This is a genomic window from Lacinutrix iliipiscaria, assembly GCF_042686125.1.
Taxonomy (GTDB): domain Bacteria; phylum Bacteroidota; class Bacteroidia; order Flavobacteriales; family Flavobacteriaceae; genus Oceanihabitans; species Oceanihabitans iliipiscarium.
Genome location: NZ_JBHUOV010000001.1, coordinates 1,299,840 through 1,317,353 on the forward strand (window position 1 = coordinate 1,299,840; position 17,514 = coordinate 1,317,353).

Annotated in this window: 10 protein-coding genes; 2 read left to right on the top strand and 8 right to left on the bottom strand. The window is 36.4% G+C overall.

Features of this window, described 5'->3' with window-relative positions:
* The first annotated feature begins 30 nt into the window (after nt 1–30).
* Complete coding sequence (gene secDF / locus ACFS5M_RS05915; protein ID WP_183486757.1) at nt 31–3,012, top strand: protein translocase subunit SecDF; 2,982 nt, start codon at nt 31–33, stop codon at nt 3,010–3,012.
* A gap of 324 nt (nt 3,013–3,336) precedes the next feature.
* On the opposite strand, the gene ACFS5M_RS05920 is transcribed toward secDF, so the two are convergent.
* The 6 genes from ACFS5M_RS05920 to folE form a co-directional block, all read right to left on the bottom strand.
* Nucleotides 3,337–3,825, bottom strand: coding sequence for a DUF192 domain-containing protein (locus tag ACFS5M_RS05920; RefSeq protein ID WP_183486758.1), 489 nt, complete (start codon nt 3,823–3,825; stop codon nt 3,337–3,339).
* Nucleotides 3,826–3,912: 87 nt separating this feature from the next.
* The gene (gene lgt / locus ACFS5M_RS05925) at nt 3,913–4,839 is read right to left on the bottom strand and encodes a prolipoprotein diacylglyceryl transferase (RefSeq protein ID WP_183486759.1); all 927 of its coding nucleotides are present in this window, start codon (nt 4,837–4,839) and stop codon (nt 3,913–3,915) included.
* A 227-nt stretch (nt 4,840–5,066) separates the two neighbouring features.
* Entirely contained in the window at nt 5,067–5,300 is a 234-nt protein-coding gene (yidD, locus tag ACFS5M_RS05930; RefSeq protein ID WP_183486760.1) for a membrane protein insertion efficiency factor YidD, read from the bottom strand.
* Nucleotides 5,301–5,329: 29 nt separating this feature from the next.
* Nucleotides 5,330–5,692, bottom strand: a complete 363-nt coding sequence (locus ACFS5M_RS05935; protein WP_183486761.1) for a four helix bundle protein — start codon at nt 5,690–5,692, stop codon at nt 5,330–5,332.
* Between the two features lie 89 nt (nt 5,693–5,781).
* Nucleotides 5,782–7,263: a cysteine--tRNA ligase gene (gene cysS, locus ACFS5M_RS05940; protein ID WP_183486762.1), complete on the bottom strand. Its 1,482-nt coding sequence runs from the start codon at nt 7,261–7,263 to the stop codon at nt 5,782–5,784.
* A 24-nt stretch (nt 7,264–7,287) separates the two neighbouring features.
* On the bottom strand, nt 7,288–7,965 hold the full coding sequence (gene folE, locus ACFS5M_RS05945; protein ID WP_183486764.1) for a GTP cyclohydrolase I FolE: 678 nt from the start codon (nt 7,963–7,965) through the stop codon (nt 7,288–7,290).
* A 207-nt stretch (nt 7,966–8,172) separates the two neighbouring features.
* Between folE and ACFS5M_RS05950 the strand changes: the two genes are divergently transcribed.
* Nucleotides 8,173–14,757 carry a T9SS type B sorting domain-containing protein gene (locus tag ACFS5M_RS05950; RefSeq protein ID WP_183487324.1) on the top strand — a complete coding sequence of 2,195 codons (6,585 nt, stop codon included), beginning with the start codon at nt 8,173–8,175 and terminating at the stop codon, nt 14,755–14,757.
* 66 nt (nt 14,758–14,823) lie between these two features.
* Here ACFS5M_RS05950 and ACFS5M_RS05955 read toward each other — a convergent pair whose 3' ends face one another.
* Complete coding sequence (locus ACFS5M_RS05955) at nt 14,824–16,344, bottom strand: OmpP1/FadL family transporter (RefSeq protein WP_183486766.1); 1,521 nt, start codon at nt 16,342–16,344, stop codon at nt 14,824–14,826.
* 102 nt (nt 16,345–16,446) lie between these two features.
* The gene (locus ACFS5M_RS05960; RefSeq protein WP_183486768.1) at nt 16,447–17,430 is read right to left on the bottom strand and encodes a hypothetical protein; all 984 of its coding nucleotides are present in this window, start codon (nt 17,428–17,430) and stop codon (nt 16,447–16,449) included.
* Nucleotides 17,431–17,514 lie beyond the last annotated feature (84 nt).

A 17,514-nucleotide genomic window follows, 5' to 3' on the forward strand; every position in this document is an offset into this window, starting at 1 on the left:
TTAAAAAATTTGACCACAAAAAAATAAAACATGCAAAATAAAGGATTAGTAAAATTATTTGCACTATTGTTTGGATTGGTAAGTATTTACCAATTGTCTTTCACTTTTAAAAATAATAGTATTGAAAGCCAAGCAAAAGCAATTGCAAATAGCGATACCGTAAAAGAAGCAAAGTACTTAGATTCATTATCTAATCAAGACGTTTATAACTTAGGAATAGCAAAATATACTTATAACGAAGTAAAAGAAAATGCTATGAACTTAGGACTTGACCTAAAAGGTGGAGTTAACGTGATTTTACAAGTGTCTGTAAAGGATATCTTAAAAGGGTTAGCAAATCAAACTTCAGACCCAACATTTAATAAAGCTTTAGACGATGCTTCAGAGCTTCAAAAAAACGGACAAAACACTTATTTAGAAGACTTTTTCATAGCTTTTGATGCCATAAAAGGAGATTCTAAATTAGCCTCTCCAGATATATTTTATACACGAGCATTAGATGGTGAGATCGATGGTAACATGACAGACGATGAAGTGAAGCCAGTTATCGAAAGAAAAATTGATGAATCTATTGTTTCTGCTTTTGAAGTATTGCGTAAACGTATTGATGAGTTTGGTGTGACATCACCTAATATTCAACGTTTAGGGAACTCTGGACGTATTCTTGTAGAATTACCGGGAGTTAAAGATGCTGAACGTGCTACAAAATTATTACAAAGTACTGCTCAATTAGAGTTTTGGGATGTATATAATAAAGCCCTTTTTAACGACTTTTTAATTCAAGCTAATGAGACCTTAAAAAATATAGCTAAAGCTAGTGAAACTACAACTATCGAAAACGTAGAAGAAGCCTCTACAGAAGATGATAAAATTTCTGACCTTTTAGGTGATGATCCAGATTCAACAGCTGTAGAGAAAAATCCATTAAGAGATTTACTGTTTCAAGCACAAGACCCTGCAGCTCTTGCCTTACTTAATATAAAAGACAAAGAAACGGTTAGTGAGTATTTAAATATGCCGCAAATCAGACATTTATTACCTGCAGAACAACGTAATGTTATATTTGCTTTTGGTAAACCTAAAAAAGATAGTGAGTTAATTGACTTATATGCTTTAAAAGGTAACAGAGAAGGTGTGCCAGAATTAGGTGGAGGTGTTGTTGTTGATGCTCGACAAGATTATGATCCAATGGGAAAACCATTAGTGTCAATGCAAATGAATAGTAAAGGAGCAAAAATCTGGGAAGAAATGACTGGACGTGCTTATACCCAAGGGAGTCAAATTGCCATTGTACTTGATAATATTGTGTATTCTGCACCTGGAGTAACTACTGGTGCTATTGCTGGTGGTAACTCACAAATTTCTGGTAGCTTCACACTTAACGAAGCAACAGATTTAGCTAACGTATTACGTGCTGGTAAATTACCAGCTAAAGCAGACATCATTCAAAGTGATGTGGTTGGACCATCGTTAGGACAAGAAGCAATCGATAGTGGTAAAATGTCATTTTTAATCGCATTAGGATTAGTGTTATTATGGATGATTTTCTATTATGGAAAAGCAGGTCTATTCGCAGATATAGCAATGCTATTTAATATCGTATTATTATTTGGTGTCTTGTCTGGTTTAGGCGCAGTATTAACGCTTCCAGGTATTGCTGGTATTGTATTAACCATTGGTATGTCGGTAGATGCCAACGTACTTATCTTTGAACGTGTTCGAGAAGAATTAGCTAAAGGTAAAGACCAAAAAACAGCTATTAAAGATGGTTTCGCTAATGCATTGTCTTCTATTTTAGATGCCAACGTGACTACAGGTTTAACAGCTCTTATCCTATTTGTATTCGGAACAGGTCCAATTAAAGGATTCGCTACTACCTTATTAATTGGTATTGGGACTTCTTTATTTACAGCTATCTTTATTACTAGATTGTTAGTAGATTGGTATGTGAATAAAGGTGGGAAACTAGAATTCTCAACAGGACTAACCAAAAACTTATTTAGAAATATCAGTATCAATTTCTTGAAGAAACGTAAAATCGCTTATGTGATTTCTGCGGTATTCATTCTTGTAAGTTTAGGTTCTTTGTTTACAAACAAATTAGATCAAGGTGTAGATTTTGTTGGAGGAAGAACATATCAAGTACGTTTTGCTGAGCCAGTAAGTGCTTCAGAAATCGCAGGTGTTTTATCTGCTGAAGATGTTTTTGGTTCTGCAGATGTGAAATCTATTGGAGCGAGTAATGATTTAAAAATTACAACAAAATATAAAATTAATGAAACTTCTGGCGAGGTCGATGAAGAAATAAGATCAAAGCTTTATAATGCTTTACAACCTCACTTAACTAATATTAGCTATGATGAGTTTAAAGATTTAAACGATGTCACTAAACAAATCGGTGTCATGGAGTCTTATAAGGTAAGTCCTTCTATTGCAGATGATATTAAACAAGCTTCATTCTGGGCCATTTTAGGATCTTTAATTGTTGTATTCTTATATATCTTATTCCGTTTTAAAAGATGGCAATTCTCACTTGGTGCAGTGGCAGCAGTATTCCATGATGTATTAATCGTTCTAGGAATCTTCTCTCTAACGTACAAGTTTATGCCTTTTACAATGGAAATTGACCAAGCGTTTATTGCAGCGATCTTAACTGTAATTGGATATTCGTTAAATGATACTGTGGTTGTGTTTGATAGAATTCGTGAATTCTTTAACGAACACACCTCTTGGCCATTTGATAAAGTCATCAATGCCTCATTAAGCAGTACATTAAGTAGAACTTTAAACACCTCTTTAACCACATTAGTGGTATTATTAGCCATTTTCATTTTTGGTGGAGATTCTATTAGAGGCTTTATGTTCGCCTTAATTGTAGGTGTAATTGTAGGGACATACTCATCGTTGTTTATTGCAACGCCAATCATGTACGATTCAGTAAAGAAAGCTGGCGATGCTACAGATGCTTTAAAAGTGAAAGAAAAAGAAGTTGAAGAAGACGCTAAAGCTTAAACCTTAACTTCATTAAAATATAAAACCTTTCAGTATCCTGCTGAAAGGTTTTTTTATGTCTTTATTTTGGGCGTTCCCAAGACTATAAGTCTTGGTCAGGCTTTCCGCAGTCGCTTTTTTTGATTTGTCCTTCTGCACTACACTGCAGAATCCATAAAAAAGAGCTCCAACAAATGCGTCAATCCTTAACGCAAAATAGCATTGAAATTAAATAGACATTATTTATTAAACCTTAAGGTATAAATGTTGTTTGCAAAGCAGTGCTTTATTATACTAACACCTCAACAACAAACAACCCAACAACAAACACCTCAACAACAAAACCTACTCTTTACGATATTCCATTCTGTCACCAACTTCTAAACGCCATTTTTCAGCAAGTCCAGCATTAACTTCTAGTACATATTGAGCAGGCACTTTAGAAGGTAACGACGACTCATCTAACGGATTTGCATTTTCTTGAAAACTCACAATAAATTGGTTGTCATCTAAATAGATTAAATCTAATGGAATTCGCGTGTTTTTCATATAAAAGAAACGTTCACGCATTGTAGGAAACACAAACAACATGCCTTGGTTGTCTTGCATAGAATTTCTATACATTAAACCCGTTTGCACATCGTAATCAGTATCCGCAATTTCTATATCTAATTTAGAAACAATAGAGTCTGTTATCGCTTTGTAAAGGGTTAACTCACCTTCTTTTTTAAAGGTGATTTCAATAGGCTTTATGACCTTTTTTTCTTCTTTACAGGAAGTCAGTAATAGTGAAGCGCAAAAAAGTGTAGTTGTAAGTAAGTGTATTTTTTTCATGATAAATGTCAGGTCGAGCGCAGTCAAGACCTACTTTTTAAATGGTAATTTTTAAGCTCTCGACTGCACTCGAGAAGGCCTTTTATTTTAATGAACTGCATTTTTAGGTTTGTAAACAAACATAAAGTACAATCCAATAGCAATAAAAGGAAGGCTTAGCCACTGTCCTGTGTTTAAAGCCCAAGTGGCACGTTCGTCAACTTGTGCTTCTTTAACAAATTCTACAAAGAATCTAACCGTCCATAAAAGGACTAAAAACAGACCAAATAAAAACCCTGTTTGATTGCCTTTATTGGTTTTTGTGTAGAAATACCATAAAATTAAAAAGACAAAGATATAACTGACAGATTCGTATAATTGTGCAGGATGCCTAAAAGGCACAGCATCTAATAAATTTTGAAATTGCGGATTACTAGCAATGGCGTTATAGGCTTCTTTTGGGTCTTGAATACCAGTAAGTTTTACCGCTTCTCTAGGGTTATATTCTTCTTGAATAAAACGAACACCAAAATTAGAATTTGTTTCTTTTCCAATAATTTCTGAGTTAATAAAATTCCCTAAACGTATAAAAATGGCACCAGAAGCGACAGGAATGACTACGCGATCTAGAATCCACATTAAAGATTTGTACTTGTATTTTCTTCGGTATAAATACATGCCAATAATTATCCCAATAGCTGCACCATGACTTGCTAAACCTTGAAAGCCAGTAAATTCAAATTCTGGCACAAAACGGAAGGGTAAAAAGATGCTAAAAAAATCTTGTGAAATTAATTCAGATTGGTAAAATAACACATGACCTAAGCGTGCGCCAAGCATAGTGGCAATAATAGTATATAAAAAAAGAGGATCGAGATAGTCTAGACTTACTTGCTCTCTTTTAAAAATGCGTTTCATGATTTGTAACCCTAATAGAAAGGCAATAATCCACATGACACTATAAAAGTGAAGTTTAAAGTTGCCAACAATGTCAATGCCTGTTAACGGATTCCAATCAAATATTAATGAATACATAGTTTTTATTTTCTGATGGTAAATATAGCACTTATGCTGAATTTAAATGAAACTCTTTTATAGGATTAACGTTATTTTATTATTTAGCGCGTTAAGGATTGACGCATTTGTTGGAGCTCTTTTTTGTGGATTCTGCAGTGTAGTGCAGAAGGACAAATCAAAAAAAGCGACTGCGGAAAGCCTGGCGCTACGCAGCTTGGCGAAGTAGGGAAACGCCCCAAAAGAAATTAATCTTCCTTTTCAGGAACAGGGTCGTAACCACTTTTTCCCCAGGGATGACAGCTAAAGATCCGTTTGAGTGCTAACTTTCCACCTTTAAGTAAACCGTGTTTTTCTAGGGCTTCTTTTGAATAATGCGAACAGGTTGGTTGAAATCGACACGTCGCAGGTGTTAATGGAGAAATTAGCGTTTGATAGATTTTGATGAGAATTAGAAATGGATATATTAAAATTTTTTTCACGAATTGTTGATTTGTCTGTTGTTGGGTTGTTAAGTTTTTAAAAAATGATTCCGTAAAGCGTTAATTTTATTTGTGATAGATTCTATTTCTTTTCTAAGATCAAGATAACTCTCGTTTGTTATTAAACTTAATTCTTTAGAAATAATTGCTTGATTTAACAACTCAATCGCGGAACCATAAGCAATAGTCATAAAGTGTGCTTTGTCTTTTGATGTCAACCTAGAGGTGCCTTCTGCAATATTTGAAGAAATTGAAACAGAGCATCTTCGCATTTGAGAAGACAAACCAAATTTTTCTCTACTAGGAAAGAGACCACTTATTTTATAAATTTTAATAGCAAGTTGAGTACTTTCTTTCCAAACTTCTAATTTTTCAAAAGAATATTTGTGCATTGTGTTTTATTTAATCACAAATATAGAATATTTTCTAAACACCTAAACACCTAAACACCTAAACACCTAAACACCTTTACAATTTTATACTAATTAGTCGAAAAAGTAGTCCCTTCTTTACCATCTTTAAGTTGAATGCCTGCAGCTGCTAATTCGTTTCTAATTTTATCAGACATCGCAAAGTCTTTATTTGCTCTGGCTTCCTGACGTAATTGAATTAAAAGTTCTACAGCGCTAGAAAGTTTATCAGTTCCTGAGTCTTCTTTAGTCACATTTTCGAGGCCTAAAATATCGAAAACAAAACTGTGCATAGTTGATTTTAATTCAGATAAATCATCTTTAGAAATAGTGGCCGATTCATCTTTGACTTGATTAATAAATTTAACAGCCTCAAATAAAGTGGCAATTAAAATAGGTGTGTTAAAGTCGTCGTTCATGGCATCATAACATCTTTGCTTCCAATCAGAAACAAGAAATGTAGAAGTAGAAGCCGTTGGCAAGCCATCCATTAAATTAATTGCATCTAGAAGTTTGAAGAAGCCTTTTTCGCTAGCTAAGAGACCATCATTAGTGAAATCTAAAATGCTTCTGTAATGCGCTTGAAGCATAAAGAATCTTGCGACACTTGGCGAATAGGCTTTAGTGATATGAGGATTCTTTCCAGAGAAAATCTCATTAGGTAAAATAAAATTACCAGTAGATTTTGCCATTTTTTTGCCATTCATAATAAGCATATTGGCATGCATCCAATAATTTACTGGCGATTGGTTTTTAGCAGCTTCATTTTGTGCAATTTCACATTCGTGATGCGGAAATTTTAAATCCATTCCACCACCATGAATATCAAAACGATCGCCTAAATATTTAGTGCTCATGGCTGTACATTCTAAGTGCCAGCCAGGAAAACCATCGCTCCAAGGAGAAGGCCAACGCATAATGTGTTGTGGTTCGGCTTTTTTCCAAAGAGCAAAATCTTGAGGGTTCTTCTTATCGCTTTGGCCATCAAGTTCACGTGTGTTATGAATAAGATCTTCTAATTTACGCTTGCTTAAAATGCCATAATTTTTAGATTCGTTATACTTGTGAACATCAAAATAAACGGAACCATTAACTTCGTAAGCAAAACCATTTTCAATTATAGTTTTTATAAGTTCTATTTGTTCAATAATATGACCAGTTGCAGTTGGCTCTATGCTAGGTGGTAAAAAGTTGAATGTATTTAAGATATTATGAAAGTCTACTGTGTAGCGTTGCACGACTTCCATTGGTTCAATTTCTTCTAAACGTGCTTTTTTTGCAATACGATCTTCACCAACATCGGCATCATTTTCTAGATGTCCAGCATCAGTAATATTTCTTACATAACGGACTTTGTAGCCTAAATGAAGAAGATAGCGATAAATGACATCAAAAGACATAAACGTTCTTACATTACCCAAATGCACATTACTATACACTGTTGGTCCGCAAACATACATGCCAACATATCCAGCATTTATGGATTTAAAAATGTCCTTTTCTCCTGAGAGTGTATTGTATATCTTTATGTTTTGATGATCGTATAGTGGCATACCAATAAATAATTACTATTTACATTAAAATTTAGTCTCTAATTTTATATAATCTAAGAATTCTCTACGGGTTTCTTTTTCTTTAAATTTCCCTCCAAATTCGCTAGTTACAGTACTGCTTTCAATATCTCTAATTCCTCTAGAATTAACACATAAATGCTTGGCGTCAATCACACAGGCAACATCTTTAGTATTTAATACAGTTTGTAATTCTTTAACAATTTGAATAGTTAAACGTTCTTGTACTTGAGGGCGTTTAGCAAAATAATCAACAATACGATTCATTTTGGAAAGGCCGACAACTGTGCCATTTGAAATATAAGCTACGTGTGCTTTACCTACAATGGGAAGTAAATGATGTTCGCAAGTTGAATATAAAGTGATATTCTTTTCAACCAGCATTTCACCATATTTATATTTATTTTCAAAAGTGGATGCGTTAGGTTTGTTCTTTGGGTTTAGTCCTCCAAAGAGTTCTTTAACAAACATTTTAGCAACTCGATTAGGCGTGCCATTAAGGCTGTCGTCTTTTAAGTCAAGCCCTAAAGTTTCCATGATATGTCTTACGTCATCCTTTATGATATCAATTTTTTCTTCATTTGTTAATGCGAAAGCATCTTTACGCATAGGTGTATTTGAAGAAGTTCCAATATGATCATCTCCTAGTGAATCAAATTCGTCCAATTGGCTTTCTAATTTCATTATATTAAATAATATTATTATAGTCTGCAAAGATAAGTAATTCCATTCTGTTATAGTTTGAAATTTTCATACATTTAATTTCATTGCATTTTAACTTATTTTCTGCTATTTTTTTCTTAATTTTCAAGACTATTTATATATAGTGCAAATTTCTATATATTCATAAGTATTAAATTGTAGTTATTATTATTAATAAAAATTCTTTTCATGAAAAGATTATTAACACTAGCCTCCCTACTTTTTATCAATTTTATATATGCTCAAGGTCCAGGTTGTCCCAATGTTAATGCTGGTCCGTCACAAGTTGATTTAGATTGTAATACACTATGTACAAACTTATCTGCAACTTTTTTAGAGACAGGTGAAACCACCTCTTATAGTGTGTCTTCAATTCCTTTTAATCCACCATCAAATTTTAATGGATTAGCGAATCAATTATTTGTTAGTACAGATGATATTTGGAGTGGAATCGTGAATTTGCCTTTTGAGTTCTGTTTTTTTGGTGTCAATTATAATCAAATTGTGGTAGGTTCAAATGGTGTACTTAGTTTTGATGTTTCCAATGCAAATACAGGAAATGAATGGGCGTTTACACAATCTTTACCTAATAATACTAATCCAACTTTGGCTGAGGCAAATATTTTTGGAGCAGGACACGATATAGATCCTGCCGCAAGTGCAGGAACGCATGAAATTGGTTGGGAAGTAAAAGGAACTGCACCATGTAGAACATTTGTTGTGAGCTATTTCAACGTTGCTAATTTTTCATGTAATGCACTAAAGAATTTTCAACAAATGGTGTTGTATGAAGGTACAAATACTATAGAAGTTTATATATTAGACAAACCAACATGTTTTACTTGGAATAGTGGAAATGCAGTAATTGGAATCCAAAATCCAGCAGGAACAGTTGCTTATACGCCACCTGGTAGAAATACAGGAAACTGGTCAGCTTCTGTTGAAGCTTGGCGTTTTACACCAAATGGATTGCCTAACTATGCAGTCACTTGGTACGATGGAAGTGGTAGTGTGATTAGTAATTCACCAACAGTAAACGTTTGCCCTTCAGCAGATGAGAGTTTTACAGTTGAAGTAGAATATACGAACTGTGATGGAAGCACATTTACAGATAGTGATTCTGTATTAGTAACGGTTGATGATCCAACAGATCCTTCTTTTAATATGACAGCAACTTGTGATGGTGGAACAGCTACTATTACTGGTGATGGAGGCGGAATGTTTAGTTTTAATCCTCCACCTGGAGATGGTGCAGTTATTGATCCGATTACAGGAACCGTAACAGGAGGAACCTCTGGTACGACTTATTCTATACAATATTCAACACCTGGAAATTGTGATAACAGTATCGAAACTGTAACTGCATTATCAACTGGAGATGCATCATTTACGATGACTGCAACTTGCGATGGAGGAACAGCAACAATTACAGGTGATTTAGGCGGAACGTTTTCTTTTAACCCTGCACCAGGTGATGGAGCAGTGATAGATCCGACTACTGGAACGGTAACGGGCGGAACTTCCGGAACAACGTATACAATAGAATATGCCACCTCAGGAGCGTGTGCTGATGATAGTACCGAAACAGTGACTGCGTTATCTACTGGAGATGCCTCATTTACGATGACTGCAACTTGCGACGGAGGAACAGCAACAATTACAGGTGATTTAGGCGGAACATTTTCTTTTAACCCTGCACCAGGTGATGGAGCAGTGATAGATCCGACGACTGGAACGGTAACAGGCGGAACTTCCGGAACAACGTATACAATAGAATATGCCACCTCAGGAGCGTGTGCTGATGATAGTACCGAAACAGTAACTGCGTTATCTACTGGTGATGCCTCATTTAATATGACTGCAACTTGTGATGGTGGAACAGCAACAATAACGGGTGATACAGGAGGGGCTTTTACTTTTAACCCTGTGCCAGGCGATGGGGCTTCAATAGATCCTACGACTGGAACGGTAACAGGAGGAACTTCAGGAACAACTTATACAATAGAATATGCCACTACAGGTTCATGTGCAGCAGATAGCACTGAAACAGTAACCGTACTTGCTTCTGAAGATGCAACATTTAACATGACAGCAACTTGTGATGGAGGAACAGCGACAATTACCGGTGATTTAGGTGGAACCTTTGCTTTTAATCCAGCGCCAGGAGATGGGGCTTCAATAGATACTGCAACAGGAACGGTAACAGGCGGAACCTCAGGATCAAGTTATACAATAGAATATACAACCTCAGGCACTTGCCCAGAAACAACTACAGAGAATGTTACTGTGTTATCCACAGATGATGCATCATTTACAATGAATCCAACTTGTGATGGAGGAACAGCAACAATAACCGGAACAGTTGGCGGAACCTTTGCTTTTAATCCGGCACCAGGAGATGGAGCTTCAATAGATACCGCAACAGGAACGGTAACAGGCGGAATCTCAGGTTCAACTTATACTATAGAGTATACAACATTAGGAACATGTCCAGATACTAGCACCGAAATGGTGACCGTACTATCTACTGGTGATGCCTCATTTAATATGACCGCAACTTGTGATGGAGGGACAGCAACAATAACTGGAACTACAGGAGGGGCTTTTACTTTTAACCCTGTGCCAGGTGATGGGGCAGTTATAGACCCTACGACTGGAACGGTAACAGGCGGAACTTCCGGAACAACTTATACAATAGAATATGCCACTACAGGTTCATGTGCAGCAGATAGCACAGAAACAGTAACCGTACTTGCTTCTGAAGATGCAACATTTAACATGACCGCAACTTGTGATGGAGGAACAGCGACAATTACCGGTGATTTAGGCGGAACCTTTGCTTTTAATCCAGCGCCAGGCGATGGGGCTTCAATAGATACCGCAACAGGAACGGTAACAGGCGGAACCTCAGGATCAAGTTATACAATAGAATATACAACCTCAGGCACTTGCCCAGAAACAACTACAGAGAATGTTACTGTGTTATCCACAGATGACGCTTCATTTACAATGAATCCAACTTGTGATGGAGGAACAGCAACAATAACCGGAACAGTTGGCGGAACCTTTGCTTTTAATCCGGCACCAGGAGATGGAGCTTCAATAGATACTGCAACAGGAACGGTAACAGGCGGAACTTCCGGAACAACTTATACAATAGAGTATACAACATTAGGAACATGTCCAGATACTAGCACCGAAATGGTGACCGTACTATCTACTGGTGATGCCTCATTTAATATGACCGCAACTTGTGATGGAGGAACAGCAACAATAACTGGAACTACAGGAGGGACTTTTACTTTTAACCCTGTGCCAGGTGATGGGGCAGTTATAGATCCTACGACTGGAACGGTAACAGGCGGAACCGCAGGAACAACTTATACAATAGAATATGCCACTACAGGTTCATGTGCAGCAGATAGCACAGAAACAGTAACAGTACTTGCTTCTGAAGATGCAACATTTAGTATGACCGCAACTTGTGATGGAGGAACAGCGACAATTACCGGTGATTTAGGTGGAACCTTTGCTTTTAATCCAGCGCCAGGCGATGGGGCTTCAATAGATACCGCAACAGGAACGGTAACAGGCGGAACCTCAGGATCAAGTTATACAATAGAATATACAACCTCAGGCACTTGCCCAGAAACAACTACAGAGAATGTTACTGTGTTATCCACAGATGACGCTTCATTTACAATGAATCCAACTTGTGATGGAGGAACAGCGACAATTACCGGTGATTTAGGCGGAACCTTTGCGTTTAATCCGGCACCAGGAGATGGAGCTTCAATAGATACTGCAACAGGAACGGTAACAGGCGGAACTTCCGGAACAACTTATACAATAGAGTATACAACATTAGGCACTTGCCCAGAAACAACTACAGAGAATGTTACTGTGTTATCCACAGATGACGCTTCATTTAATATGACAGCAACTTGTGATGGAGGGACAGCAACAATAACTGGAACGACAGGAGGAACCTTTACCTTTAATCCAGCGCCAGGTGATGGCGCAATGATAGATGGAGTAACAGGAACCATAACGGGAGGAACTTCCGGGGCAACCTACACTATAGAATATATAACTTCTGGGACATGTTTTGCAAATAGTACAGAAAACGTAACAGTGTACCCTTCAGAAGATGCTTCTTTTTCAGTCCTTGAAAATTGTGATGGTGGTACAATGACTATTCTTGGAGATGTAGGTGGTACCTTTGCTTTTAATCCAGTACCAAGTGATGGTGCGTCAATAGACGTTGTCACTGGAGAAGTAACGGGAGGGGTTTCCGGAGTTACTTATGTTGTAGAATATACAACTGCTGGTCCTTGTGCTGTAGCTACAGCTCAAAATGTTACTGTATTAACAACTGATGATGCATCATTTACTATGACCGCAACTTGTGATGGAGGAACAGCAACTATAACTGGAACAGTCGGCGGAACCTTTGCTTTTAATCCAGCACCAGGAGATGGGGCTTCGATTGATATGGCTACAGGAACCGTGACAGGTGGAACATCTGGAGCAAGTTATACTATTGAGTATACGACCTCAGGAGTTTGTCCGTCAGTATCAACACAAGGGTTAACTGTTTTAACAACTGATGATGCTTCATTTACTTTAGCCCCTACATGTGATGGAGGGACAGCAACAATAACCGGAACGGCAGGAGGAACCTTTACCTTTAGTCCAGCGCCAGGTGATGGCGCGATGATAGATGGAGTAACAGGAACCATAACGGGCGGAACTTCCGGGGCAACCTACACTATAGAATATACAACTTCGGGGACATGTTTTGCAAATAGCACAGAAACCGTAACAGTATTTCCTTCAGAAGATGCTTCATTTACAATGGACCCTACATGTGATGGAGGAACAGCAACAATAACAGGAGATATAGGTGGAACCTTTGCTTTTAACCCAGTGCCTAGTGATGGAGCTTCAATAAATTCTACTACAGGATTGGTTACTGGAGGAGTCTCAGGTGAAACATATTCTGTTGAATATACAACTGCAGGTCCTTGTGCTGTAACTACAACTCAAAATGTTACTGTAATTATTACTGATGATGCTTCATTTACAATGGATCCTACATGTGATGGAGGAACCGCTACAATAACCGGAACAGTCGGCGGAACCTTTGCTTTTAATCCAGCACCTGGAGATGGGGCTTCGATTGATATGGCTACAGGAACCGTGACAGGTGGAACATCTGGAGCAAGTTATACTATTGAGTATACGACCTCTGGAGTTTGTCCATCAGTATCAACACAAGGGTTAACTGTTTTAACAACTGATGATGCTTCATTTACTTTAGACCCTACATGTGATGGAGGGACAGCAACAATAACCGGAACGGCAGGAGGAACTTTTACCTTTAATCCAGTGCCAGGTGATGGCGCGATGATAGATGGTGCGACTGGGACAATAACCAACGGAACGTCTAATGTAACTTATACAGTAGAGTATACAACTCCTGGAGTTTGTCCTGCTAGCAGTATAGAAATGGTTACAGTTTTTCCATCTGAAGATGCTTCATTTACAATGAATCCAGGATGTGGTGGTGGAACTGCTAATATCATTGGAGATATAGGAGGAACCTTTGCTTTTAACCCAGTACCTAGTGATGGCGCAATGATTGATCCAGTAACTGGAACTGTGACTAATGGAGGTTCGGGAGAAACTTATACTGTTGAATATACAACATCTGGACCATGTCCTGAAAGTACTACTGAAAATGTGTTTATCTTTTTTGAAGATGATGCCTCATTTACGATGACGCCTAATTGCGATGGAGCAACAGCTACAGTTACAGGAACTTTTGGAGGTGTGTTTACGTTTGATATAGATCCTGCTGATGGATCAATAATTGATAGTGTTACTGGTGAAGTTACTAATGCTACACCGGAAACCACTTACTCAATATTGTATACAACTGCTGGAACATGTATGGCTTCAAGCGTGGAAACTTTTACTGTATATCCATTACCTTTTGTTGATTTAGAAGATTATGTGTTATGTATAGATAATGATGGTAACACTGTTAATACACCAATTATAGAAACTGGATTGTCAACTATAGATTATAGTTTTGAGTGGACAGAAGTTAGTAACCCAGGTGTGGTTTTAGGAACGGATTCGACCTATGAGCCTACACAAGCAGGAACATATAGTGTTGTGGTTACTGATAATATAACAGGATGTTCAACTGTTTTAGGAGACCCTAATACAATATCTATTGTCACAAATAGTCTTCCACCTTCAGGATTGATTGCGCAAGTAATTTCTGAAACTTTTGCTGATGTAAATGTCATTCAAGCTAGTGTGGATGATAATGGAGCAACATATGAGTTTAGTATTGATGGAGGTCCTTTTGAAGGTAATGGTACTAATTCATTTATATTTACAGATGTGATGCCAGGAGAGCATATTATAACTGTAAGAGATGCGAATGGTTGTGGTGATGATAGTACTGTTGTTCTTGTTGTAGATTACCCCTTATTCTTTACACCAAACAATGATGGTTTTAATGATACATGGCAAGTTGTAGGGATTGATAACCAGTTGGATGCAAAAATATATATATTCGATAGATATGGTAAACTTTTAAAGCAACTTAGTCCAAATGGAGCAGGTTGGGATGGTACATTTAATGGCTATCCATTACCATCAAGTGATTATTGGTTTTCATTAGAATATAGAGAGCCAAATAATTTGACAGATAGTTCTAAAAAAGAATTTAAAGCACATTTCACCTTAAAGCGATAATATAAAACCTATATAAAAAAAGCCTGAACTTTGTTCAGGCTTTTTTTATATTATGTCCAACTATTTTTATAAGTTAAAACTTAAGGACATAGTGATGTTGGAGTTTTTTACATCTAAATTTGCTGCATCAGTTAATCCTACTTGATATAATTGATAGTTCTGTTCTCTTTCAGAGTGATCATAAGTTAAATCTAATTTAATTTTCCCAAAACTGTAACCTAAACCTAATGAGTATCCAGTTAAATCACCAACAGTTTTCGAATCCTTATAAGGACTTTCTTCCATTCTATAACCACCTCTTAGGCTAAACTGTCTAATTTTATATTCACCGCCTATTTTATAGGTTGCTGCTGTAGTCAGGTTGTTATTGATGATATTATTTTGGCTAGAAAGATAATTGTCTGAAGTTGGTTTAAATTTAATATTACTATAATCTTTTAAAGAGTAGTCAAAACTAATCAAACCATAATTTCCGAAGATGTAAGCTAAACTTCCGGTTAATTTTCCTGGGGTTTGAAGTTTATATCGAGGAAATATATTTATAACTTGAGGATTTATGACTTGGGTAATCATCGTTCCAGAATCATCTCTTGTTGTTGCGATGTTTTGAGTGGTTTCCTCTTCTATGGTATACCATGTTGGAGTGTCATAAGCTAGACCTATTCTAAATTGTTCTGTAACTTTAAAAATACCTCCTAGCTGTATTGAAATTCCTGAGCCAATAGTAGATAAGTTATTTTCAAAACCAACTTCATTTATTAATGAGCCTTCATTATTATTACTCTCATATAAATAGGTTGAACGCTCATAATTGATAAAATGTGTGTTTAAATTTAAACCAAGAAACAAGTTGTCTCCATATTGTGTAGAAGCATTTATAGTGAATTTGCCATTATATCCTGTAGCAGAGTAGTTATATTCTTGATTGTACGTTCCATCAGCGATGTTAGACGTATAAACTGTATTTGCATCTTCATTTGTTTCTGGTTCTAATATATATGATTCATAACCTAAAAATGCTTGTTGGTTTCCATAGCCAAAGGCAGTTCCTATATCAATATAAGCGTCTGCATAAGACTCGCCTTCAAAAGCAGAAATCTCGTCTAATCTAATTCCATTCGCATAATTTAAAAAATAACTATCTATCGAGTTTCTGGTATTTGTTCCATAAGCAAACCAGTCATTATCATAATCCTCAACCTTATTATAGGTAATCCCTAAGGTGAATTTTTTCCAACTTGATTCCTCATTCCTGTTTTTAAATATAAAGGCAGCTCCAATTTGATTTAAGTCTACGTTAGAGTTTGAAGAATCATCTGATCCATTAAAATAATTAGTGTCACTTTTACTATTTAAATTAGACAAGGACAATGAGATATGACTTGAGTTAAAAATGGAAGAACCAGCTGGATTTATACTAACCGCACTCATATCTCCTCCAAGAGCTCCAAAGGCTCCACTTAAAGCTTTGTATCTAGCGGTTCCGTGAATATCATCTTTAGAATATCGTAGCGCATCAGTAATATCCTGCGCTTGTGTTAAAGACATAGATAGAATACCTATGCAAATTAAGATTCCTTTTTTCATATTTAATTTTAATTAATAATAAATAAAACGAGCTAACACCTAAAGAAATATAGTTTGGTTGTTAGCTCGTATTTATAATCGTTTTTTTTTTTATTTTATTTATTACCTTCTTCCTCTTCTACTAGATGAACTAGCTCTTGGTGTGCTAGAAGGTCTTGAGCTTGTGTTGCTTCTAACTGTTCTTGGCTTAGTTGTATTAGTTCTAGGTCTTGGAGTAGATGTATTTACTCTTGGTCTAGGAGTAGACGTATTAGTTCTTGGTCTTGGAGTAGAAGTTGTATTTGATCTTGGCTTCACTTTTGGTTTAGAAGTCTCTGAATTATTAGTTCTAGGTCTAGGTTGCTGAGTAGTGACGTTTGAGTTTCCTCTTCTAGGTTGAATATTTGGTCTTGTACTTGAGCTATTGCCACGAGTAATTAAATTCGTATTGCTTCTTCTTCCCAAAGTATTCATTCGACCTAGACTTGTTCCTCGCCTAGAATTGTGATAAGCAACTCTATTTCTTCCGTAGTAGGGATTATTGTAATACCCATTGTGGTAAGGATAGCCATAATAACCACCATAACCATAAAATCCGCCATAGCCATAATAATTACCGTAACCATAATATGGAGAACCCCAGAATGGATCATAAAAACCATAACCCCAACCAGTATTCCAGAAAGGTGAATAACCCCAGCCTATCCTGTAAGGTCTGTACATCCAATTGTTATAAGCAAAACCACCACCATAAACATTAATTGTCACATCATTATTTTCTTGTCCCCAACCAGCATAAGATTCTTGTTCAACAGTATCTTGTTCAACATATTGACCCTCATAGGAGTCTATATCAGTAAAAATTTCGCTTTCTTGAGTAATGTAATCGTACTCGGTAGATTTTTCTTTGAAATAATTTTTGTAATATGAATTACTATTATTTTGAACTTCTCCTACTTGCTGTTCAACAGGTTCTTCTGAAGCACCGTAAATTCCATCATTATCATCACCAGCATATTGGTATGAGCCACATGAAGATAGAACAAATACAATTGTAGTTAGCGCTAAAAATGGCATTTGTGCTTTTAAGTGTGTTTTTAATTGCATATCTCTTAAGATTTAATTGTTGAACAATACAAAAATAGTTAGTTTTGCTGAACTATTTTATTATTTAACATAGTCACAATATTT